Origin of the sequence: Longivirga aurantiaca (genome assembly GCF_042660085.1) — a bacterium.
GTDB classification, from domain to species: Bacteria; Actinomycetota; Actinomycetes; order S36-B12; family CAIYMF01; genus Longivirga; species Longivirga aurantiaca.
The window spans coordinates 2098233-2118857 of record NZ_JBHSTI010000008.1 but is presented as its reverse complement, the minus strand read 5'-3'; the positions used below and the strand labels follow the sequence as shown (position 1 = coordinate 2118857).

The window sequence follows — 20625 nt, the reverse complement described above, 5'->3', positions numbered from 1 at the left end:
CCTGAGAACACCTGGGGAAGGGCCGGCCGCCCCAGTTGGACGGGGTCCGTAGGATCACGACGTGGCTGGCCGTATCCGTGACGAGGACGTCGTCCTCGTGCGCGAGAAGGCCCGGATCGACGAGGTCGTGCGCGACTACGTCACCCTGAAGTCAGCCGGCGGGGGCAGCCTCAAGGGCCTCTGCCCGTTCCACGACGAGCGGAGCCCGTCCTTCTCGATCAGCCCCGCCAAGGGCGCCTGGTACTGCTTCGGGTGCGGCGAGGGCGGCGACGTCATCGGGTTCCTCCGCAAGATCGACCACCTCTCGTTCACCGAGGCGGTCGAGAAGCTCGCCGGGCGGTACGGCGTCACCCTCCGCTACACCGAGGGCTCGGCCGCGCCCGGGCGGCAGGCCGGCAACCGCAGCCGCCTCGTCGAGGCCAACAAGACCGCCGCAGCCTTCTTCGTCGAGCGGCTCGCGAGCCCCGAGGCCGAGACCGGGCGCCGCTTCCTCACCGAGCGCGGGTTCGACTCCGAGGCCGCGAAGACCTTCGGCGTCGGCTACGCGCCCAAGGGCTGGGACGTCCTGCTCGGCCACCTGCGGAGCAAGGGGTTCACCGACGACCAGCTCGTCGAGGTGGGGCTCGTCGCCCGCGGCGGCCAGCGCGGCATCTACGACCGGTTCCGCGGCCGCCTGGTGTGGCCGATCCGCGACACCTCCGGCGACGTCGTCGGCTTCGGCGCCCGCAAGCTGTACGACGACGACGAGGGACCGAAGTACCTCAACACCCCGGAGACCCCGCTCTACAAGAAGAGCCAGGTGCTCTACGGAATCGACCTCGCGCGCAAGGAGATCGCCAAGCGCAAGCAGGCCGTGATCGTCGAGGGCTACACCGACGTCATGGCCGCGCACCTGTCCGGCGTCGAGACCGCCGTCGCCACCTGCGGCACGTCGTTCGGCGCCGACCACATCAGCGTGCTGCGCCGTCTCCTGATGGACGACGGCGTCTTCACCGGCGAGGTCGTGTTCACCTTCGACGGCGACGCCGCGGGCCAGAAGGCCGCGCAGCGGGCCTTCTCCGAGGACCAGCGCTTCACCGCCCAGACCTTCGTCGCCGTCGAGCCGAGCGGCATGGACCCGTGCGACCTGCGCATCGCCCAGGGCCCGGACGCCGTGCGCGAGCTCGTCGAGCGCAAGGTGCCGTTGTTCGAGTTCGCGATCCGTACCGAGCTGAAGGGCCACGACCTCGATCGCGCAGAAGGGCGCGTGGCCGGTCTGCGCGCGGCCGCGCCCGTGGTGGCCCGCATCCGCGACGAGGCGCTGCGGCCGGAGTACATCCGGCTGCTGTCGGGCTGGCTCGCCATCCCGGACGACGAGGTGCGTCGCGCGGTGCAGGCCGCGGGCAAGGCCCAGCCGCCCGCCAGCCGCCGCACGTACGAGCAGCCGACGGCCCCGGACGCGCCCGCCGGGCCCCCGAGGCTGCCGCGCCCGGACCCGCGCGACAAGGTCGCATCGGTCGAGCGGGAGGCGCTGAAGGTTGCCCTGCAGGCCCCGCAGCTCGCCGGCACGTGGGTCGACGCGCTCGAGACCGAGGGCTTCCGCTCGCCGGCGTACATCGCCGTGCACCGTGCGATCGTCGCGGCCGGGGGAGCGGCGGCCGGGCTCGAGGACCGCGCCTGGCTCGACGCCGTGCTCGCCGCGTGCCCCGACGACGCAGTCCGCGCCGTGGTGCACGAGCTCGCGGTGGAGCCGTCACCGATCGACGAGATGGACACGCGCTACGCGCAGTCGGTGGTGGCCCGCCTGCTCGAGATCGACGCGTCGCGCCGGATCACCGACCTCAAGGCCCGCCTGCAGCGGATCGAGCCGGCGAGCGAGCCCGACACCTACCAGGCGCTCTTCGCCGACGTCCTCGCCCTCGAGCAGTACCGGCGCGGCCTCCGCGAGCAGGTCGCCGGAGGCGGCTCGTGAGGTTCCGTACGCCGCCGGAGGTGAAGGCCCGGGCCGGGGGAGACCGCGTGCTGGCGTGGCTCCCGAGCGGGGCCTCCAGCGTCGTCGCCACCGAGCTGGCGCTCGTCCTGCCCGAGGGCAGCGACCCGGTGCGGGTGCCGTGGGACCTCGTGCTGCGCGCCCAGTGGGCCGAGGGCGTCCTCGACCTCACGGCGCAGGACGGGCCGGGCGGTCGACCGAAGCTGGTGCAGGTGCCGTTCACCGGGGCTCCCGACGTGCTCGCCGGGGTGGTGCGCGAGCGGGTCAACGCCAGCATCGTCGTGCAGGACCACGTGACGCTGTCGGGCACGCAGGGCGCACGGGTCGTCGCGCGCCGGGTGCCCGGCTCCGCCGACCTCCGCTGGTCGGTGGTGTTCGACGCCGGCCTCGACCGCCGCGACCCCGAGCTCCGCGCCCGGGCGGACGCCGCCCTGGCCGAGCTGCGGGCCTCGCTCGGCGTGTGACCCGCCCGGCTGCACTCGATTTCGGTCGGGCCCTCCGGTCTTGCTATCCTCCTCGGGCTGCTCCACCGAGGGATCGGGCGAGCCGTGCACCATCCCGCGTAGCTCAACGGCAGAGCTCCCGACTGTTAATCGGGCGGTTTCTGGTTCGAATCCAGACGCGGGAGCAGACGACGAAGGCGCCATCCTCCGGGGTGGCGCCTTCGCGCTGCCCAGGGTCAGTCGTGGCGGCGACGGAGCGCGGTCCCAACGGGGTCGACGGTGAGCCAGGGCGGCCCGTCGCGCAGCCAGCCGAGCAGCACCTCGCCGCTGACCGGCGGGGAGAACAGGTAGCCCTGGATGGTGCTCACACCCTCGGCGACCACGGCGTCGAGCTCCGCCTGGGTCTCGACCCCCTCGGCGGTGACGTGCAGCCCCAGGCGCCGGCCGAGCGCGGCGACCGATGCCACCACTGCGAGTCGTCGCCGCGTACGACGCTGCGCAGCCGCTCGGAGGCTGCGCGCAGGAGCGCGTCGCCCTCGGCGTGGCCGAGCGAGTCGTTGATGACCTTGAACCGGTCGAGGTCGAGATAGAGCAGCGCAAGCTCACGGGATCCGACGTGCACGGCCTGGATGCGGCGCTCGAGGACGTCGCGGAACAGCGCCCGGTTGGCGAGGCCGGTGAGGTCGTCGTGGGTGGCGCGGTGGACGAGCCGTGCGTTGGCCTCGTACAGCTGCTCGGACAGCCCCTCCTCGACCACGCGGGCGCCGACGGCCTCGAGGATGGTGCGGTGCGACTGCTCGAAGCTCACGAACAGCGCGCCGATGAAGATGACCCCGATCACGGCCAGCGCGGGGGACACACCGGGCACCTTGCCGATCAGCACCATGGTCGTCATCGGGACGAGGTTGCCCAGGGTGAGCGCGAGGAAGAACGGCCGGTACGCCGACGTCGCGGTCAACGACGTCGCGGCCGCGGCGATGCAGAAGGTGATGCCGAGGTAGGCCCCCTGGGGGTCCGACGGCTGCAGGAGAAGGAAGGACGCGGGCCACATGGCCGCCGACAGCAGCAGCGCCACCACGGAGGGCACGGTGGTCGCGCTGCGGGGCTCGCGGACGAGCGCGCGGAGCAGGGCCGTGAGAGCGAGGATCGCGAGCGCGATCGTGGCGGTCTCCAGAACCACGAACAGCACGGCCCGGGTGAGGTCGACGTCCGGTGTGAGCAACGCCAGCGTGAGCGCAGCGGGCGGACCGATGAGGAGGATCGACCGGGACGCGAGGGCGGAGCGGCGCACGAGCTCGCCGCGCACGTCAGGCGTGCGTGCGGCGCGCCCGGCGCGGCGGCGATCCCCCTCGTGCACGCCCCGAGGCTAGGTGCGGAGGGCGCCTGGTTGCGAGGTCAACGGCGCACGTCACCCAGCTGGTGCCTGGTCCTTACTAGGCTGCTCCGGCCGGGGCGGTAGCTCAGCTGGTCAGAGCAGCGGACTCATAATCCGTCAGGTCGTGGGTTCGAGCCCCACCCGCCCCACGGAAGTCGTTGTGACACACGACTTCTGCTGCGACTCGTCCGGGCGCGACCCCGACCCTGGCACCAACCCGACACCGACGCGGTCGACGATGCGGCGGGCTCAGTCGAGGAGGCGGTGCAGGCAGGCGTCGAGCCGCTTGTCGGCCTTCGCCCGGGCCTTCGCGATCCTGACCGCCGCGTCCTTGTCGATGCGCGCCTTGTCGCCGCCGTCGGTCAGGTAGACCTCGAGGACGGCGCGGTACCGGTCCTCGGCCTCACGCCACTCCGCCAGTGCCTCGGACTTGCTCAACTTCGCCATGACTCGACGCTAGCCCCCGAAGATGAACACGGTCCTCAGCCCTGTCGGGGCGACGATCACCGCTGGCCGGACGGTCGCCGTCCGTGACCCGAAGGGCAGTTCCGCAATTCTCGGTGGTCCATGGTCACCTGGCCGGAGGATCTACGGTCACACGCGGCCACCGCCGCGAAAACGTGACCCGAAGTGCTGGCAGCGGTCATCACCGGCACCTAGGTTGCCGCGTGGACCACGGACGATCTCCGTGGCCATGTTTGCGCCGGGGCGCATCGCGGCCCGGCCGAAATTGGGGAGGGAAGAGTGCGTCGACCCGTAGTGGGGCTCCTGGGGCTCGCCCTGGTGTGCGGAAGCATCGCCACCGGTGGAGCAGCAGCGAGTGCCGTATCGACCGACGGGGCCAAGGCACCGTCCGCGGTGTCCACGGCCAAGGGCCAGAACCATGATCTGCCGAACCCGCTCGAGGACAAGCGTCGCGCCGAGCGCCAGGCCGCTCTGCAGGCGGTCCTGGACGGCACGGCGACTCCGGTGCAGCGGGGCGGCAGCACCGTCGTCGACCTCGGCCCAGGAGCGTCGGCCACCGCGGCGAACGCGTCGTCGCGGCGCGCGTCGTCCGGGTACAGCGTCAACAGGACCCACAACTACGTCGAGCTCGCGCGCGAGACGACGGACAAGATCTTCGTGATCCTCGCCGAGTTCGGCAACGACCGTGACCCGGCGTACCCCGACGTCGACTCCGACCCCGACACCCCCGGGCCGACCGTCTTCGACGGCCCGCTGCACAACCAGATCCCCAAGCCGGCGACGTCCGACAACTCCACGGTCTGGCAGGCGGACTCCAACCAGGCGTTCTTCCAGAAGATGTACTTCGGCACCGGGTACGGGGTCGAGTCGCTCAAGACCTACTACCAGCGCCAGAGCTCGGGCCGCTACAGCGTCGACGGCACCGTCAGCAACTGGGTGAAGGTGAAGTACAACGAGGCCCGCTACGGTCGCAACGACTGCGGCGACATCGTCTGCACGAACACCTGGGCCCTCATCCGCGACGCCGCCGACCAGTGGGTCGCTGACCAGAAGGCCGCCGGCCGCAGCGACGCGGACATCGCCGCCGAGCTCGCGACCTTCGACCAGTGGGACCGCTACGACGCGGACGGCGACGGCAACTTCAACGAGGCCGACGGCTACATCGACCACTTCCAGATCGTGCACGCCGGTGGCGACGAGGCCGATGGCGACCCGTACCAGGGTGAGGACGCCATCTGGAGCCACCGCTGGTACGCCTTCTTCGACGGCTCCGAGGGTGACGGCCCCGCGGCCGCGCCGCTCGGCGGCACCCAGATCGGCGAGACCGGCGTCTGGATCGGCGACTACACCATCCAGCCCGAGAACGGCGGCCTGTCGGTCTTCACGCACGAGTACGGCCACGACCTCGGTCTGCCGGACCACTACGACACGGCGGGCGGCGGCGACAACGGCGTCGACTGGTGGACCCTCATGGCCCAGAGCCGTGTGTGGAAGCCGGGCGACCAGGGCATCGGCACCCGCTCTGCCGACCTCTCGGCCTGGGACAAGCTCCAGCTGGGGTGGCTCGACTACCGGGTCGCCTTCGCAGGCGACACCACGACCCTGAAGCTCGGCCCGCATGAGTACAACACCGCGCTGCCGCAGTCGCTCATCGTGGTGCTCCCGCCGAAGGACGTCACGATCGATCTCGTGCCGCCGAAGTCGGGTGCGAGCTCCTGGTGGTCGGGATCGGGTGACGACCTGAACAACACGCTCACCCGCTCGGTCGCGGTGCCCGCCAGCCCGGCGGCGACCCTCACGTTCCAGGCCAACTGGGACGTCGAGGACTGCGGCGACACCCCGTGCGACTACGCGTACATCGAGGTCGACGACGGCACCGGCTTCAAGTCGCTGCCCGCTGCCGGCGTCACCCAGCCTGCGGAGAACAACGGCATCGACGGCTCCTCGAACGGAGCCTGGGTGCCGGCGACGGTGGACCTGTCGGCGTACGCCGGCAAGACGGTCGACCTGCGCTTCCGCTACGCGACCGACGGCGCCGTCGGTGGGATCGGCTTCTTCGCCGACGACATCGCCGTCACCGCCGGTGCGAACACGGTGTTCTCGGACGGTGCCGAGAGCGGCGACAACGGCTGGACCTCGGACGGCTTCGCGGCCGTCGGTGCCTCCTCGACCGCGCCGTACAACCACTACTACATCGCCTCGTACCGCGCGTACACGTCGTACGACGTCTACCTGAAGACGGGTCCGTACAACTTCGGGTTCAACGACGTGAACACCAACAAGGTCGAGCACTTCCCGTACCAGGACGGCCTGCTCATCTCGTACTGGGACACCTCGTTCAACGACAACAACAAGAGCGAGCACCCCGGCGAGGGCCTGATCCTCCCGATCGACTCGCACCCCGTGCCCCTGCTCCGCAACGACGGCACGCCGTGGCGTGGTCGCGTGCAGGTGTACGACGCCCCGTTCTCGGTGCAGCGCACGGACGCGCTCTACCTGCACCTGAACAGCGAGCTCAACAAGATCAAGAGCCAGAAGGCGCAGCCAGTCTTCGACGACAGCCGCACCTACTGGTACGCGGAGGCTCCGGGTGCGGGCGTGAAGGTGCCCAACGCCGGCGTCAGGATCCGTGTGATCAACCAGAACAAGACGTCGATGTGGGTGAAGCTCACCTCGACGAAGTGACGTCGAGGGGAGCACGCCTCTAGCACGAAGGGCGGGCCAGGACCGTGAGGTCCTGGCCCGCCCTTCGTGCGTGCGGTGCTGCGTCAGGCGACGACGGCGAAGCCGCCGACCCAGCTGGTCTTCTCGGCTGCGGCCAGGGTGATCTGCAGGAAGCCGACGGCCTCGAGCTCACGGGCGCGCTTGAGCGACCCGGCGTCGATGACCGCGAGGCCGCCGTCGGCGACGATCGCCGCGACCGCGGCCTTCGCGTCGGCGTCGTCGCCAGCGAGCAGCACGGTGGTGGGGTCTGTGCCGACCGTGCCGGAGACGAGCGTGGCCGCGAAGTTGGTGTTGAACGCCTTGACGACCTTCGAGTCGGGCAGCGCGGCGGCGATCTCGGCGGCCTTGGACGAGTCGGCCGGCACGACGAGGCCGTCGAAGGTCTCGAAGTTCACGGGGTTGGTCGGGTCGACGACGATCTTGCCGGCGAGCTGCTCGCCGCGCGCGCCGATGATCTCGGCGACGGCCGGGTGCGGGACCGCGAGGACGACGACATCGCCGGTGATGGCGGTGTCGGGGGTGTCGGTGTCGAGGACCTGGACGTCGTGCCCGCCCTTGGCGGCGATCGTGGCGACGGCCGAGCCGATGTTGCCCTTGCCGATGATGGTGATGCTGGCCATGAGGTGCTCCCTGAGAGGTGAGTGGCTTTGCTTGTCGCTTCAAGTAACACCGTAGAGGGGAATGGTTGTTCCGTCAAGTAATGGCTACGATGTGCCCATGAGCAGCCGCGCGCCCCAGCCCCGATGGCTCGACCGCGAGGAGATGGCGGCGTGGATCCGCACCGCGGCGGTGGTCGAGCTGCTGCCCGCGGCGCTCGACGCGCAGCTGCGCCGCGACGCCGACCTGACCCACTTCGAGTACTGGGTGCTGTCGATGCTGTCCGAGGCGCAGGACCGCACGCTGCGCATGACGGCCCTGGCCGAGCGCACCAACGCGTCGCTCTCGCGGCTCTCGCACGTCGTGTCGCGGCTCGAGGCGCGCGGCCTCGTCGAGCGGTTCCCCTGCCCGCAGGACAAGCGGGCCACCAACGCGCGTCTCACGGCCGACGGCTGGGAGAAGGTCGTCGACACCGCCCCGGGCCACCTCGACGCCGTGCGGCACTACGTGATCGACGGGCTGACCCGCGAGCAGCTGGCCCAGCTGGCCGCGATCGCGGACTCGATCCTCGAGAACGTCGATCCGAGCCAGCGCATCACCGGCCCGATGACCGCCGGGTCCTGAGCCGTCAGGCGGGGACGGGCGCCCCGGCCCGGGCGAGCGCGGCACGCACATCACGCACGAAGGCGTCGACCTCGTCGGCCGTGTGGTCCCACGCGGTCATCCAGCGCACCTCGCCGACCGTCTCGTCCCAGTCGTAGAACTCGTACGTCGTGCGCAGGTCGTCGATGACTGCCTGCGGCAGCCGCACGAACACGGCATTGGCCTGCACGGGCCGCGGCATCTCGACGAGGCCCTCGAGGCCGGCGGCGAGGCGCTGCGCCATCGCGTTGGCGTGCGAGGCGTTCTCGATCCAGAGGTCGGTGCCGAGCAGCGCGTCGAGCTGCGCGGAGACGAAGCGCATCTTCGACGCGAGCTGCGTGCTCGACTTGCGGATGTAGTCGAGGTTCGGTGCGGCAGAGGGGTTCAGGACGACGACGGCCTCGCCGAGCATGAGGCCGTTCTTCGTGCCGCCGAACGACACGACGTCGACGCCGGCATCGGTGGTGAACGCGCGCAGCGGCACGCCGAGGTGCGCAGCCGCGTTCGCGATCCGCGCGCCGTCGAGGTGCACGGAGAGGCCCAGCGAGTGCGCGTGGTCGCAGATCGTGCGGATCTCCTCGACCGTGTACGCCGTGCCGAGCTCGGTGGTCTGCGTGATGCTCACGACCTGCGGCTGCGCGCGGTGCACGTCGTCCATGCCGCGCGCCTCGAGGTCGATGAGCTCGGGCGTGAGCTTGCCGTCGTACGTCGGGATGGTGAGCAGCTTGACGCCGCCGACCTTCTCCGGGGCGCCGCACTCGTCGACATGGATGTGCGCGGTGGACGTGCACACGACCGAGCCGTAGCGCGTGGTCATCGCGGCGAGCGCGACGACGTTGGCACCGGTGCCGTTGAAGACGGGGAACGCCTCGGCCTGCTCGCCGAAGTGGCGGCGGAAGGTCTCCTGCAGGCGCACGGTGCTCGCATCGCGGCCGTAGGCGGGCTCGCGTCCGACGTTGGCCGCGGCGATCGCGTCGAGGACGGCGGGGTGGACGCCGCTGTAGTTGTCGCTGGCGAAGCTGGTCACGGGACGAGCACCTTCCGGAGTCCGTTGGCCTCTGCCGCGGGCAGGGACCAGAGCGCCACCGTCTCGGCGGCGAGGTCGGCCACGTCGGTGTAGCCGGGGAACGTCTTGCTGGGGTCGGCGGCACGCATCTCGTCGTGCACGAGGGCCTTGACCACCAGCGTGGTCGCGGCGGCGCTCTCGGGCGCGAGCTTCCCGAACGAGTCGGCGAGCGCGGCGGTCCATGCCTCGGCTGCCGACTTCGCGGCGGCGTAGGCGGCGTTGCCCGCGGTGGGCTTCTCGGCTGCGGCGGCCGACACGATCACGAACTCGCTGCGGGGCGAGGCGACGAGGTGGTCGTGGTAGGCCAGCGACACGTGCTGCAGCGTGCGCACGAGCAGGTCGAGCATGAGCTCGGAGTCGGCGACGGTGTTGTCGAGGAAGCCCTTGCCGCCGCGCCATCCGCCCACGAGGTGGATGACGCCGTCGACGCGCGGCGCGCCGCTCGGGTGCGAGGCCGCTGCCGCGTCGGCCCAGGCCCGCACGGCAGCGGAGTCGAGGAGGTCGACGGCCGTGCCGCGGAAGCGTGCGGCGCCGTCGCCGAGCGAGGCACCGAGGGCGTCGAGCTTGCTCTGCGTGCGGTCGGCCGCTGCCACGTGGGCTCCGGTCTCGATCAGTGCCCGCACCATCGCCGTACCCGCGGGGCCGCCCGCGCCGGTGACGACGACGAGCGAGCCCGCGCCCAGGGCGCTCATGCGCGGATCCCGCGTGCGGACTCGACCACGGGGGAGACCTTCTTGGCGAGGATCTCGAAGAACATGCTGAGGGGGAACTCGTCGGGGAGCACGGAGTCGTTGTACTCCTTCGTGGTCGCCTGCGGGCCCATCGCGGCAAGCCCGTGCTGCCAGGTGGAGGCGACGTGCGGCTCGACGTACTCGCTGACGAGGTCGTACGTCGCCTGCCAGTGGCTCGCCTTGTTGCGGTCGATGCTCGTGCGGTAGAGGTCCTCGATGCGCGCGAGCAGCGCCTCGGCGACGACCGCGACGCGGTCCCAGTCGATGGTGAGCGTGGCGTCGGACCACGAGAGCGCACCCTCGCGGCGCAGTGCCGCGAAGAGCAGCTGGCCGCCGACGCTGTCGTAGTTGCGGTTGCGCGTGCCGCTCACGGGGAAGCGCAGGCAGCGGTCGAGGATCACGGCGTACTGCACGCGCCGCGCACCCTCGACGCCCTGCTTCTCGAGCGCGACCGCAGCGCGGAAGGCGGTGAGGTCGCAGCGCAGCTCCTCGATCGCATACAGCCAGTAGGGGAGGCGCTGCTTGACCAGGAACGGGTCGAACGGCAGGTCGCCGCGCATGTGGGCGCGGTCGTGCACGAGGTCCCAGAGGACGAAGGTCTCCTGCGCGACGCGCTGGTCGGTGAACAGGGGAGCGGCGTCGGCGGGCAGCTCGATACGCAGCGTCTCGACGGCGGCACCGATGACGCGGCGGAAGCGGGCGGCCTCGCGGTCGCAGAAGATCGCGCCCCACTCGAACGACGGCACCTCGCGGACGGCGACCGTCTCGGGGAAGAGCACGGCGCTGTGGGTGTCGTAGCCAGCCGTGAAGTCGGTGAACGTCACGGGGACGAACTTGTCGTTGCGGTACTGCTCGGCCTCGATGCGCGCGACCCACTCGGGCCAGAAGACGCTGAGCAGCACGGCCTCGAGCTTGCGCTCGGTGCTGCCGTTCTGGGTGAGCATCGGGAAGAGCACGAGGTGCTCGAGGCCGTCGGCGCGCTGGGCCATCGAGTCGAACGCGACCAGCGAGTCGAGGAAGTCCGGCGTGCCGAAGCCCTCGGCGGCCCAGCGACGGAGGTCGTCGACGAGCGCCACGTGGTACGCCTTGTCGTGCGGCAGCTCGGGGGAGAGCGTCTCGACGCCGGCCACGACCGCCTCGACCAGGTGCGCGGCGCACGCGTGCGCGCCGGCATCGGGGATCGAGCCGTCGGCGGCCTGCTTCGCGCGGAGGTCCTCCACCGCAGCCTTCAGCGAGAGCCAGGCAGCGCTCGTGGCCAGGGCCGAGGCGGGGGCGGCGTACGTCGTGGTCAACAGATCCTCCGGTCATCAGGCGCTCAGACAGGAAGAACATCCGTCTGAGCGCGAGCAGACCGCAAGAATAGGTTAGCCAACCCTGTTCCGCCAAACCCGCCGTCTGCTGTCCGGTCAGCGGTTGCTGCGCGGCCCCACGAGGTCCCACCGGTTGCCGAACGGGTCGACGACGACCACCACCTGGCCGTACTCCTCACGGCGCGGTTCGCCGAGGACCGGCGTACCCGCCGCACGCAGCCGCGCGAGGGAGGCCTCGAAGGCAGGTACGCGCAGGAAGAAGCCGACGCGGCCGCCGGTCTGGTTTCCGAGCGCCGTGCGCTTCTGCTCGGTATCGGCGACGGCGAGAAGGAACCCGGTGGCCTCCGGGGAGGGGCGGACGACCACCCAACGCTTGGGGCGGCCGTCGTTCGTGAGCGACGGCGAGTCCTCCGCCAGCTCGAAGCCGAGGACGTCGGTGAACCATGCGATCGCCCGGTCGTAGTCGTCGACGAGCAGGGTCACGAGATCGAGCGAGGGCGAGGGCGACGGGGTGCGGGCTGCCATCCCGCCACGCTAGACGTCGAGGGCGTCGTCGTTCGTGCCGATCGGAAGTCCAAGCTCGCCGGCACGATCCGCGGCAGCTACTTCGTCATCAAGGGCGAGTGCTGAGGCATGGCCCCGCCGACTTGGTAGTGGGAAGTCGCGGCAGGGCGCGAGTTCCCACTACCAAGTCGGGGTGCGGCCGGATTCGCCTGTGGTTGCTGTGGATATCGCCTGTCGGTGGTCGGTGCATTGTCGGAGGTGGTCGGCATGATGGGGTCATGTCCCAGGCCACCTTCGTCGATCCGGCGGTGGAGTTCGCGCGCCTGGTCGCGGGTGCGCGGGGCCTGCTTGCCGAGGCGTCGGTGCTGGCCGGTTCGGGTGCCGTGTCTGAGGTGCAGCTGGCGGGTCTGCCCAGCTGACGGCGGAGCTGTTCGCGGTCCGGGACGCCGCCCACGCCCTGGGGACCGTCGCGGTCGATCGCCTGGACGCGTCGGGGGTGCTGGCGTCGGCGGGGTTCGGGTCGACGACGGCGTTCCTGACCCAGCGCACCGGCATGGCCCCGGGCAGGGCCAGCAGCGTGGTCTCCGGCGCCCGCACGCTGCGGTCCTATGCCGCGACCCGGGTCGCGCTGGTCGCGGGCCGGGTCACCCCCGACCTGGCGGCTGCCCTGGTGCGCGGCAGCGAGGCGGCGATCGCGGACAGGACCGCCGACGACCGGGTGCAGTGGCGGGCGTTCTGCGAGGACTACCTCCTCCCCATCGCCGAGCAGGGCTCGGTGGAGGAGGTCGCGGGCGCCGCCGCCGTGCTCAAGGAGATCCTGGACCCGGAGGCCGCGGCCCGCCGCGAGGAAGAAGCCATGGCCGGCCAGTTCCTCACCGTCACCCAGGTCGGGGACCAGTTCGTGATCAAGGGCGCCCTCACCCTGGAGGACGGCGCGGCGCTCAAGGTGCTGCTCGATCGGATGCGCGACGCGAAGTACCGATCGGGATCCCTCACCCCGGACGAGCAGCCCACCGGCGACGCCGCGGTCGACGAGCGGCGGCGCCGGATCGCCGCCGCGCACCAGGACGCCCTGTCGCTGAACCACCTCGTGCAGCTGTGGCTGACCAACGGCATGGTCGGCCGCGCCCACGGCGTCCGACCCCACGTCACCATCGCGACCACGGTCGACGACCTCGACGCCGGGTTCCCCGGCGAGATGACCGTCCCCGGGATGTCGTCCCCGGTGCTGGTCAACGCCGAGACGGTGAAGCGGATGCTGTGCGACGCGTCGGTGACCGAGATCGGCGTCATCGGGTCCGTCCCCGACCGGCACGCCCACCACCACGACGGCATCCCCTGCCACGGCGCTGCGTATCGGTCGGCGCACACCCAGGCCCAGCACGGGCTCGGGCTGCTGCACCCGATCGCCGGCTGCGAGCTGCACCCCGGCTCGGCGCGGCTGCTGCGCCGTCGGCACCACGTCTGGGACGAGGGCCGCCGCTACCGCACCGTCCCACCCCGCCTGCGTCGGGCGCTGGACCTGCGGGACCGGCACTGCGCGTTCCCGGGCTGCCGGATCGCGGTCGGGTGGTGCGAGGCCCACCACATCACCGAGTGGGAGCACGGCGGCGCGACCGACCTCGACAACCTCACGCTCCTGTGCGCGAAGCACCACCACGCGGTGCACGAGGGCGGCTGGACCATCGTGAAGAACCCCGGCATCGACCCGGGATGCCCGACCTGGCTCACCGTCGACCCACCCGACCCCGTCCCCGTCCGAACCCGGCCCTGAGGAAGGGCAGGCCGCACTCGGGATCGATCAGCACCGCAGGCAGACCGCACCACCCGACAGGGAGCGGTCCCTGTGCCATGTCCGGGCACGGGCGACACCGCGAGAAGCAACCGGCAGTCGGCGTCGCCGCGGATGGCCGATTTGGTAGTGGAATCTCGCGCTCTGCCCCGACTTTCCACTACCAAATCGCGCTCTGACGTGCCGTTCGCGCTCGCCTTCAGCAAGACCGACGGGAACCGACGCGCGGCGCTCGCAGCCGCGGCTTCACAGGCCTGAGTTCATCATGCTGAACGTCATCGCGAGTGCGAAGGCGAGCAGCACGAGCGCGACCGGGACAAGCATCAGCACCACGAGCAGCACGACGGATCCGACGTGCCAGGCGCCAGCGCGGTTGTCCGCGTGATGAAGCCGGTCGCCGCGATGCACTCGTCCGAGCCGGACCGTGCTGACGAGCGCGTATATCGCGAGGGCGCCGCCGACGACGAGGTCGGCGAGCATGACCCAGTTCGAGACCGTCTTCGCCAGCCCGTAGGTGTCCCACAGGATCGAGTACACGATCCAGTCGAGCACCACGCTGACCGGGCCGAACATGGGGACCAGCAGCAGGGCGCCGAGGCCGGGGAGCAGCACGCGAAGCCCGTACTCGCGCGCGACCTGCCGCCGTGTCTCCCCGGTGGGAAGCAGCTGCGTGGATTCGGAGATCGTCGTCATGGCGCACCCACCTCTCTCCTCGCCCGCCGTGTGCCTGCGGCCGTCGGTCCGGTCGACGGTGCGACGGCGCACCTGCCGTCGTGGACGGTGGGAAGGCCGTCCGGCGCGCAGACACGCCAGCCCCGACGGGTCGAGGCCCGCACGGTTCCATGGTCCACCTCTGCCTGCCGCGTGTCCCGCCGCAGTGAGGGGCTGCCCTGCTCGCGGTGGCGCATGTGCGACCTGGAGCGCCGGGCAGGTCGACGAGGTCAGGTGGTGGACGCCTCGTCGCCGGCAGTGGCGTGCTGCTCGGCGGCGTACGACCCCACGGCGATCGCGAGCTTGCCGGCGACGCGGCCGGTCTCGATCTGCGCGAGCGCCTCGCGGGCGTCGTCGAACGCGTACACCTTCTCGATCGAGGGCTTCAGCGATCCGGCGTCGGCCATCTCGCGCAGCACCTCGACGTCGGCACCGTCGCGCTTGGCGATCGCCGCGTTGAGCGAGCGCTTCTCGCCGCCCCGGCCGAGCACGAACGTGCCGAACGTGCGGCCCATCGGACCGAACACCGGGCCGAGGATCCGGCCGCCCTCGCCACCGCCGACCATCACGTAGCGGCCGCCGGGGGAGAGCAGGCGGCGGCACTCGCGCAGGGGGACGTCGCCGATCATGTCGATCACCACGTCGTACGTCGTGCCCGCCGCGAGCACGTCGGTCGCGGTGTAGTCCACGACGTGCGCGGCACCGAGCGAGCGGACGAGGTCGACGTTGCGGGTGCTGCACACACCGGTCACCTCGGCGCCGAGCGCGACCGCGATCTGCACCGCCCAGGTGCCGACGCCGCCGGACGCGCCGATCACGAGAACGCTCTCTCCGGCCCGGACCTTGCCGTGGTCGCGCAGCGCCTGCAGCGCGGTGCCGCCGGCGAGCGGCAGCGTGGCCGCCTCGAGGAAGGTGAACGACGCCGGCTTGCGCGCCACGTGCGTCGCCTTCACCGCGACGAGCTCGGCGAGGCCGCCGCGCTGAGCCTCGACCATCACCTCGTCGCCGACGGCGAACGTCGTGACGTCGGACCCGACCTGCACGACGACGCCCGAGACGTCCGAGCCCATGACGGGATTCTTCGGACGGCGCAGGCCGAAGGCGGCGCGGGCGGCGTACGGCTTGCCGCGGAACAGGTGCCAGTCGGCGGCGTTGAGGCCGACGGCCTCGACGCGCACGACCACCTCGTCGGCGGCGGCGCTGGGGGCGGGGAGCTCGCGGACGACGAAGGTGTCGGGCGAGCCGTACGCGGACTGGGTCAAGGCCTTCATGGGGTGCTCTCCAAGCTGGTGGGGTACTGGAACACGTCGTCGAGAGGTACGCCGAAGACGGCTGCGATCTGGAAGGCCATCTCCAGGGTGGGGGAGTACTTGCCCTGCTCGATGGCGATGACGGTCTGGCGGGTGGCACCGATGCTCTTCGCGAGCTCGGCCTGGGTCATCTCGCCGTGCTCGAAGCGCAGCGCGCGGATGCGGTTGGTGACCCGCGTGGGCCTCACCACTGGGGGAGCCCTCCGCGGTAGGCGGCGATGCGGGCGATGGACTCGGTGAGGCCCGAGAGCGCGAAGCAGAGGTAGATCACGTTGGCGATCCAGAACCAGTCCCACTCGGCGAGGGCCATGAGCATCGCGGCGAGGCCGCCGATCACCATGAACGACTGGCCCATGCGCGAGCCGAACGCCGAGATCTCTCGGTCGCGCTGGTCGGCGCCCTGGTCCTCCTTGCCGGTCCGCACCGCCATGGCGATCCGGATGGCGATGCTGGAGATGATCGCCGCGAGGATCGCGAAGCCGATCGTGCCGAGCAGGTAGCGCTGGTACGGCGCGTCCACGAGCGGACCGCCGGCGGCGGACCGCAGCACGAGCACGACGTACGTCGCGTAGGACACCACGCTGATCACCAGGAACGACCAGGTGTTCCGCTCCTCGAAGCCCACGGCTCCTCCTTCGTCGATGTCAAGAATGCTTGACACGCAGAAGGTAAAGCATGCTGTACGTGATGTCAAAGGTTCTTGACATGGGCGTGGTCGGCGAACGGGTGGCGGTCGCTTCAGACCTCCGCGCCCAGGGTCGATAACGCCGGTGGGCCGCCTGCCGGGGCAGCCGCACGTCACGACGAGAAGGACCTCGATGCGCTCGCGCACCCGCACCGCCGCTGCCGCCCTCGGCGTCGCCGCGCTGTCCGTCACGCTGCTGTCGGCCACGCCCGCCAACCCGGCCGCCGCCGTGGTCTGCAAGCCGACGCCGGCGATCCTCGCCTCGGCACCGGTCTCGTCGTACTCCCTGCCCGGCGGCGCCACCGTGCGCATCTGGGACACCAACACGCGCTCGTTCACCGAGGGCGACCGCCGCCTCGCCGTCGTGCGCATCCCGAAGGCGTCGCTCACCCCGACGGTCGTGACCTCGCCGACCGTCGCGCGCGCCGCCCGGGTCTCCACGATGGTCGCGGGCGACCCCAACGCCGTCGTCGTCCTCAACGGCGGCACGTTCGACCCGAGCGTGCCCGGCATCCCGGACCGCGTGCAGATCTCGAAGGGCGTCTTGCGCAAGCTGGTGCGCCAGGCGTACTCCGGCGGCCTGTACGGCGGCATCGCGGTCGACTCGGTCAACAAGACGATCACCGGTGGAGCCTTCGACCTGGCCGGCAGCTTCAGCACGCGCGCGGGCAGCGCGATGGTGGGCTCGGTGAACTGGCAGATGCTGCCGAGCCAGGGCGTCGCGGTCTACACGAACGCCTGGGGAACCCGCGCCCACCCGGCGGGCTCGCGCGTCGTGGTCGTCGCGGGCACCAAGGTCACCAAGATCCTCACGGGCACGGCAGCATCTCGGCGCCCGGCGACGTGGGAGAAGTTCCTCACCGCGCGCACCGGCAGCGGCGCCGCCTCGCTCCTCGCCAAGGTCAAGGTCGGCGACCCGGCCACGCTCTGGTACGGCGCGAACGGCACCACGCGGTACGCCGGCTACCCGGCCACCGCGTTCAGCAAGCCGAGCGGCGCGACGGGCAGCGGCGGTGCGATCGTGCGCGACGGCGCGGTCGACGCGCCGTGCAGCTCGCGCGACGAGCAGCCGCGCCCGCGCTCGGCGATCGCCTGGGACGCGCAGGGCAACATGCTCGTCGTCGCGATCGCGGGCAAGCAGTTCGGCAGCTCGTGGGGCGGCGTCTCGGTGCACCAGTTCGCCGGGCTCCTCAAGCAGCTCGGAGCCGTCACCGCGATCCGCCTCGACAGCGGCACCTCGACGACGCTGTGGGTGCGCAAGACGATCGGCGGACCGCTCGTGCGGCTCGACCGACGCAGTGACGACTACGAGCGCGAGGTCGTCGACGCGGTCGCGTTCCGCGCGATCTGAGTCAGGCCTCGCCGATCGCAGCGGTGCTGTCGAGCAGGGCGCGGCACAGCACGTCGGTGACCGCCGCCTCGAGCTCGCCGTCGATGCCGGCGGAGTCGCCGAGCGTGTCGCGGAAGAACTCCACCTGCTCGCTGAACCCGGCGTGGTTCGAGACGAGCAGCAGCGTGCGACCGGTCTTCTCCACCAGGGGGTGGACGGCGGTGATGTGCTCGATCTCGCCGAACGAGGCCCGCACGTAGATGGCGCCCCCGGTCGAGGCCGGCAGCTCGACGGTGAACGGCTCGTCGGCGATGACACGGGGCATGGGCATCTGGATCCCCTCCCTTTCCCCGCCGCCACGGTCGCAGGGGGGCAGGGGCCGGGTGCATGCGCATCCGGCCAGGAACTGAGCGCTTCCGGCACGTCTGACCGGTCAGGCGGACGAGTACTCCGCGTCCATCGACTCCAGCGACCGGCCCTTGGTCTCGTGCACGACCCGCCAGACGAACAGAAGCGAGACGACCGCGAAGAAGGCGTAGATGCCGTACGCGAGCCCGAGCCCGGTCGCCGCGAGCGGCGGGAAGGTGGTCGAGACGAGGAAGTTCGCCATCCACTGGGCGGCGGCCGCCACCGACAGCGCCACGGCGCGGATGCGGTTGGGGAACATCTCGCCCAGCAGCACCCACACCACCGGGCCCCACGAGAAGCCGAAGAAGATGACGAAGCCGTTCGCAGCGATCAGCGCGAGGGTGGCGGACGCGCCGGTGAGCGTCGGCTGCATGCAGGGGTCCGCGCAGGTCGACGTCGCCGCCACCTCGATGACGGGCGCAGTGCCGAAGAGGTAGGCGAGCAGCACCAGCGACACCGACATGCCCGCCGAGCCGAGCAGCAGCAGCGGGCGGCGTCCGAACCGGTCGATGCACGCGATCGCGATGAGGGTGGCGACGATGTTGATGCCGCCGGAGATCACCGAGATCTTGAGCGAGTCGTCCTCGGCGAAGCCGACGGCCTGCCACAGCATGCTGCTGTAGTAGAAGATCACGTTGATCCCGACGAGCTGCTGCAGTGACGACAGGATGATCGCGACCCAGACCACGGGCAGCAGGCCGAACTTCGGCCCCTTCAGGTCGCTCAGCTTCTGCGCCGACTCACCCTCGAGCTGGCGCTGCATCGTCGCGAGGTCGTCGTCGGTGATCTCCTGCCCCATGCTCGCCATCACCGCGCGCGCCTCGTCCGACCGTCCGGTGGCCACCAGGTAGCGCGGACTCTCGGGGATGGTGCGTGCTGCGAGCAGGTAGACGACGGCCGGGACGACCTCGACGAGGAACATCCAGCGCCACGCCTCGAACCCGAGGAGCCAGTCCTGGCTCGCCCCACCGGCGGCCGTCGCGATCGCCCATCCGGACAGCAGGGCCACGAAGATGCCGGTGACGATCGCGAGCTGCTGCAGCGAGCCGAGGCGGCCACGCAGCGCGGGCGGCGCGATCTCGGCGATGTACGCCGGTGCGATCACCGACGCCGCGCCGATCGCGAGGCCGCCGACGAAGCGCCAGAGCATGAGGCCGGTCACGCCTCCGGGGAACGCCGAACCGATGGCCGAGACGATGAACACGACCGCTGCGACCTGCATCGTGCGGGGCCGGCCCAGCCGGTTGGCCACGCGGCCCGCGTACCAGGCGCCCACGGCGCAGCCGATGAGGGCGATCGAGACGACGAAGCCGGTCTGCGTCGGAGACGTGCCGTACTGCGCGACGATCCCCGGCACCGCGGCGTTGATCACCGACGAGTCGAAGCCGAACAGGAAGCCACCCAGCGCGGCGACCGCTGCGACCGAGACGACCCGGTGGCTGCTGCCGGCGGTGGACTGAGCAGGGGCTGCGCTCGACATGGCGACGATCATGGACCGGCGCGGCGCGCCGTTCCCAGGAAACCGGCGCACTCGCCCGGCCTCGGTCGCGGCACGATCCCGCGTGGTGCGTGCGTCCAGGGCCGCGAGGTGCTGCACTGGTATCAGGACGCCCGCCGCTCGTCGGGTGCCCGCGTCCCCGGTCGGACTGGAGGCGACATGCACTGCAGCTGGTGCGGTGCCGAGGCCACGACGTACCTGCTCTCGGACCGCGACTCCCACAACAGCGTCGACACCGCGTGCGATGCGCACGCGGCCGAGTACGCCCACATCTACCGACGGGCCGTGCCGGTCCACCGCGACGTCGTCGACCTGCGCGAGCCGGCCGTGATCGACCTGACGGACGGGCTGCCGCGTGCCGCCGAGGCCGCCGCGACGGACGCGGATCCCGGCAGCCCCGCCTGAGCTTCGGCCTCCGGCTCGGCACGCATCCGGAGGTCGGGCCGGTCGAGAATCGGCGCGTGATGGGCTCCGCCCCCACTCCGAGGTGGGAGCTCCTCCGGGAGGCCGGGCGTGCAGGTGTGCCCGATCTGCGGCGGGCAGCCGGAGGCCTGCGCGGACGGGTCCGACGGCCTTCTCGCCAGCGAGGAGCGGTACCGCGTCCTGGCCGAGAACGCGACGGACGTCGTCTTCCGCATCACCCCGGACGGCGTCGTCGACTGGATCTCGGACGGCAGCGAGCGCTTCCTCGGATGGACCGCCGCCGAGGTGATCGGGCGCAGCGGCTTCGGCTTCACCGACGCCCGCGACCTCGTGGCCGCGCAGGAGGCCTTCGCCCAGTTCGCCGACGGCACGGTCCTGTGGACGTCCGCGGGGGTGCTCGACATCCTCGGCTGGGAGCCTCCGAGGTCGTCGACCGGCCGGGCACGGACTTCATCGATCCCCGCGACCTCGCCTGGGCGATGTCGAACCTCGCCGCGATGCACGACGGCTCGCCGAGGGCGGTCCGCATGCGCATGCTCTGCCAGGGCGGCGGCACCGCGCGGGCCGACGCCGCGCTGTACGGCGGCACGCAGCAGGGCCGGGGCCGGGTCGTCCCGATCCCGTGACCCCGCCGCCTGCCGC

23 protein-coding genes, 2 tRNA genes and 1 pseudogene are annotated in these 20625 nt (G+C 71.4%); 12 read left to right on the top strand and 14 right to left on the bottom strand.

Annotated elements, in window-relative coordinates:
• The first annotated feature begins 61 nt into the window (after positions 1–61).
• From dnaG to ACFQGU_RS14085, 3 genes are all read left to right on the top strand, one after another.
• Entirely contained in the window at positions 62–1951 is a 1890-nt protein-coding gene (gene dnaG, locus ACFQGU_RS14095; RefSeq protein ID WP_386767709.1) for a DNA primase, read from the top strand.
• Complete coding sequence (locus ACFQGU_RS14090; RefSeq protein ID WP_386767707.1) at positions 1948–2433, top strand: hypothetical protein; 486 nt, start codon at positions 1948–1950, stop codon at positions 2431–2433. Before dnaG ends, ACFQGU_RS14090 begins: the two co-directional genes overlap by 4 nt.
• A 92-nt stretch (positions 2434–2525) precedes the next feature.
• Positions 2526–2597 (top strand) — tRNA-Asn (locus tag ACFQGU_RS14085).
• A gap of 51 nt (positions 2598–2648) precedes the next feature.
• Here ACFQGU_RS14085 and ACFQGU_RS14080 read toward each other — a convergent pair.
• Both ACFQGU_RS14080 and ACFQGU_RS14075 read right to left on the bottom strand, forming a co-directional pair.
• Positions 2649–2879, bottom strand: coding sequence for an EAL domain-containing protein (locus ACFQGU_RS14080; RefSeq protein WP_386767705.1), 231 nt, complete (start codon positions 2877–2879; stop codon positions 2649–2651).
• A complete protein-coding gene (locus tag ACFQGU_RS14075; protein WP_386767703.1) occupies positions 2777–3769 on the bottom strand; it encodes a diguanylate cyclase domain-containing protein in 993 nt (330 codons plus the stop codon). The genes ACFQGU_RS14080 and ACFQGU_RS14075 overlap by 103 nt, the downstream gene beginning before the upstream one ends.
• Positions 3770–3861: 92 nt before the next feature.
• On the opposite strand from ACFQGU_RS14075, the gene ACFQGU_RS14070 reads away from it, so the two are divergent.
• Positions 3862–3936: transfer RNA gene (locus ACFQGU_RS14070), tRNA-Ile, on the top strand.
• Positions 3937–4036: 100 nt separating this feature from the next.
• Here ACFQGU_RS14070 and ACFQGU_RS14065 read toward each other — a convergent pair.
• Positions 4037–4234 (bottom strand): hypothetical protein, encoded by a 198-nt coding sequence (locus tag ACFQGU_RS14065; protein ID WP_386767701.1) that lies wholly within the window; start codon positions 4232–4234, stop codon positions 4037–4039.
• A 297-nt stretch (positions 4235–4531) separates the two neighbouring features.
• On the opposite strand from ACFQGU_RS14065, the gene ACFQGU_RS14060 reads away from it, so the two are divergent.
• Positions 4532–6937 carry an immune inhibitor A domain-containing protein gene (locus tag ACFQGU_RS14060; protein ID WP_386767699.1) on the top strand — a complete coding sequence of 802 codons (2406 nt, stop codon included), beginning with the start codon at positions 4532–4534 and terminating at the stop codon, positions 6935–6937.
• Between the two features lie 83 nt (positions 6938–7020).
• On the opposite strand, the gene ACFQGU_RS14055 is transcribed toward ACFQGU_RS14060, so the two are convergent.
• On the bottom strand, positions 7021–7596 hold the full coding sequence (locus ACFQGU_RS14055) for an NADPH-dependent F420 reductase (protein ID WP_386767697.1): 576 nt from the start codon (positions 7594–7596) through the stop codon (positions 7021–7023).
• Between the two features lie 97 nt (positions 7597–7693).
• Here ACFQGU_RS14055 and ACFQGU_RS14050 point away from each other — a divergent pair, with 97 nt between their 5' ends.
• On the top strand, positions 7694–8197 hold the full coding sequence (locus ACFQGU_RS14050) for a MarR family winged helix-turn-helix transcriptional regulator (RefSeq protein WP_386767695.1): 504 nt from the start codon (positions 7694–7696) through the stop codon (positions 8195–8197).
• 4 nt (positions 8198–8201) lie between these two features.
• Here the strand turns inward: ACFQGU_RS14050 and ACFQGU_RS14045 are convergent, their stop codons facing one another.
• The 4 genes from ACFQGU_RS14045 to ACFQGU_RS14030 all read right to left on the bottom strand — a co-directional run bounded on the left by ACFQGU_RS14045 (position 8202) and on the right by ACFQGU_RS14030 (position 11847).
• Positions 8202–9242, bottom strand: coding sequence for a threonine aldolase family protein (locus tag ACFQGU_RS14045; RefSeq protein WP_386767693.1), 1041 nt, complete (start codon positions 9240–9242; stop codon positions 8202–8204).
• Positions 9239–9973 carry an SDR family NAD(P)-dependent oxidoreductase gene (locus ACFQGU_RS14040; protein ID WP_386767691.1) on the bottom strand — a complete coding sequence of 245 codons (735 nt, stop codon included), beginning with the start codon at positions 9971–9973 and terminating at the stop codon, positions 9239–9241. The genes ACFQGU_RS14045 and ACFQGU_RS14040 overlap by 4 nt, the downstream gene beginning before the upstream one ends.
• Positions 9970–11304, bottom strand: coding sequence for a DUF6421 family protein (locus ACFQGU_RS14035; protein WP_386767689.1), 1335 nt, complete (start codon positions 11302–11304; stop codon positions 9970–9972). Before ACFQGU_RS14035 ends, ACFQGU_RS14040 begins: the two co-directional genes overlap by 4 nt.
• 114 nt (positions 11305–11418) lie before the next feature.
• Entirely contained in the window at positions 11419–11847 is a 429-nt protein-coding gene (locus tag ACFQGU_RS14030; protein ID WP_386767687.1) for a VOC family protein, read from the bottom strand.
• A gap of 257 nt (positions 11848–12104) precedes the next feature.
• On the opposite strand from ACFQGU_RS14030, the gene ACFQGU_RS14025 reads away from it, so the two are divergent.
• On the top strand, positions 12105–12245 hold the full coding sequence (locus ACFQGU_RS14025; RefSeq protein ID WP_386767685.1) for a hypothetical protein: 141 nt from the start codon (positions 12105–12107) through the stop codon (positions 12243–12245).
• Positions 12242–13600 (top strand): HNH endonuclease signature motif containing protein, encoded by a 1359-nt coding sequence (locus ACFQGU_RS14020; protein ID WP_386768299.1) that lies wholly within the window; start codon positions 12242–12244, stop codon positions 13598–13600. The genes ACFQGU_RS14025 and ACFQGU_RS14020 overlap by 4 nt, the downstream gene beginning before the upstream one ends.
• A 264-nt stretch (positions 13601–13864) precedes the next feature.
• Here the strand turns inward: ACFQGU_RS14020 and ACFQGU_RS14015 are convergent, their stop codons facing one another.
• The 4 genes from ACFQGU_RS14015 to ACFQGU_RS14000 form a co-directional block, all read right to left on the bottom strand.
• On the bottom strand, positions 13865–14311 hold the full coding sequence (locus ACFQGU_RS14015) for a hypothetical protein (protein ID WP_386767683.1): 447 nt from the start codon (positions 14309–14311) through the stop codon (positions 13865–13867).
• 248 nt (positions 14312–14559) lie between these two features.
• Positions 14560–15600 (bottom strand): NAD(P)-dependent alcohol dehydrogenase, encoded by a 1041-nt coding sequence (locus ACFQGU_RS14010; RefSeq protein ID WP_386767681.1) that lies wholly within the window; start codon positions 15598–15600, stop codon positions 14560–14562.
• Positions 15597–15830, bottom strand: coding sequence for a helix-turn-helix transcriptional regulator (locus ACFQGU_RS14005; protein WP_386767679.1), 234 nt, complete (start codon positions 15828–15830; stop codon positions 15597–15599). Before ACFQGU_RS14005 ends, ACFQGU_RS14010 begins: the two co-directional genes overlap by 4 nt.
• Positions 15824–16264: a hypothetical protein gene (locus ACFQGU_RS14000; RefSeq protein WP_386767677.1), complete on the bottom strand. Its 441-nt coding sequence runs from the start codon at positions 16262–16264 to the stop codon at positions 15824–15826. The genes ACFQGU_RS14005 and ACFQGU_RS14000 overlap by 7 nt, the downstream gene beginning before the upstream one ends.
• 193 nt (positions 16265–16457) lie before the next feature.
• Here ACFQGU_RS14000 and ACFQGU_RS13995 point away from each other — a divergent pair, with 193 nt between their 5' ends.
• Positions 16458–17675 carry a phosphodiester glycosidase family protein gene (locus ACFQGU_RS13995; protein WP_386767675.1) on the top strand — a complete coding sequence of 406 codons (1218 nt, stop codon included), beginning with the start codon at positions 16458–16460 and terminating at the stop codon, positions 17673–17675.
• A gap of 1 nt (position 17676) precedes the next feature.
• Here the strand turns inward: ACFQGU_RS13995 and ACFQGU_RS13990 are convergent, their stop codons facing one another.
• Positions 17677–17985: a hypothetical protein gene (locus tag ACFQGU_RS13990; RefSeq protein ID WP_386767673.1), complete on the bottom strand. Its 309-nt coding sequence runs from the start codon at positions 17983–17985 to the stop codon at positions 17677–17679.
• 102 nt (positions 17986–18087) lie between these two features.
• A complete protein-coding gene (locus ACFQGU_RS13985; RefSeq protein ID WP_386767671.1) occupies positions 18088–19542 on the bottom strand; it encodes a sugar porter family MFS transporter in 1455 nt (484 codons plus the stop codon).
• Positions 19543–19719: 177 nt separating this feature from the next.
• Between ACFQGU_RS13985 and ACFQGU_RS13980 the strand changes: the two genes are divergently transcribed.
• The 3 genes and pseudogenes from ACFQGU_RS13980 to ACFQGU_RS13970 all read left to right on the top strand — a co-directional run bounded on the left by ACFQGU_RS13980 (position 19720) and on the right by ACFQGU_RS13970 (position 20609).
• A complete protein-coding gene (locus ACFQGU_RS13980; RefSeq protein ID WP_386767669.1) occupies positions 19720–19965 on the top strand; it encodes a hypothetical protein in 246 nt (81 codons plus the stop codon).
• Positions 19966–20073: 108 nt separating this feature from the next.
• Positions 20074–20322, top strand: a pseudogene (locus tag ACFQGU_RS13975) (PAS domain S-box protein); the annotation flags it as partial.
• A gap of 38 nt (positions 20323–20360) precedes the next feature.
• Positions 20361–20609, top strand: a complete 249-nt coding sequence (locus ACFQGU_RS13970) for a hypothetical protein (protein WP_386768321.1) — start codon at positions 20361–20363, stop codon at positions 20607–20609.
• The last annotated feature ends 16 nt before the right edge of the window (positions 20610–20625 follow it).

Excerpts from the sequence above, each read along its gene's own strand:
- ACFQGU_RS14065 (WP_386767701.1), bottom strand. The coding sequence starts at position 4,234 with ATGGCGAAGTTGAGCAAGTCCGAGGCACTGGCGGAGTGGCGTGAGGCC.
- ACFQGU_RS14040 (WP_386767691.1), bottom strand. The coding sequence starts at position 9,973 with ATGAGCGCCCTGGGCGCGGGCTCGCTCGTCGTCGTCACCGGCGCGGGC.
- ACFQGU_RS14055 (WP_386767697.1), bottom strand. The coding sequence starts at position 7,596 with ATGGCCAGCATCACCATCATCGGCAAGGGCAACATCGGCTCGGCCGTC.
- ACFQGU_RS13990 (WP_386767673.1), bottom strand. The coding sequence starts at position 17,985 with ATGCCCATGCCCCGTGTCATCGCCGACGAGCCGTTCACCGTCGAGCTG.
- ACFQGU_RS14050 (WP_386767695.1), top strand. The coding sequence starts at position 7,694 with ATGAGCAGCCGCGCGCCCCAGCCCCGATGGCTCGACCGCGAGGAGATG.
- ACFQGU_RS13985 (WP_386767671.1), bottom strand. The coding sequence starts at position 19,542 with ATGTCGAGCGCAGCCCCTGCTCAGTCCACCGCCGGCAGCAGCCACCGG.
- ACFQGU_RS14010 (WP_386767681.1), bottom strand. The coding sequence starts at position 15,600 with ATGAAGGCCTTGACCCAGTCCGCGTACGGCTCGCCCGACACCTTCGTC.
- ACFQGU_RS13980 (WP_386767669.1), top strand. The coding sequence starts at position 19,720 with ATGCACTGCAGCTGGTGCGGTGCCGAGGCCACGACGTACCTGCTCTCG.
- ACFQGU_RS14015 (WP_386767683.1), bottom strand. The coding sequence starts at position 14,311 with ATGACGACGATCTCCGAATCCACGCAGCTGCTTCCCACCGGGGAGACA.
- ACFQGU_RS14030 (WP_386767687.1), bottom strand. The coding sequence starts at position 11,847 with ATGGCAGCCCGCACCCCGTCGCCCTCGCCCTCGCTCGATCTCGTGACC.
- ACFQGU_RS13995 (WP_386767675.1), top strand. The coding sequence starts at position 16,458 with ATGCGCTCGCGCACCCGCACCGCCGCTGCCGCCCTCGGCGTCGCCGCG.
- ACFQGU_RS14025 (WP_386767685.1), top strand. The coding sequence starts at position 12,105 with ATGTCCCAGGCCACCTTCGTCGATCCGGCGGTGGAGTTCGCGCGCCTG.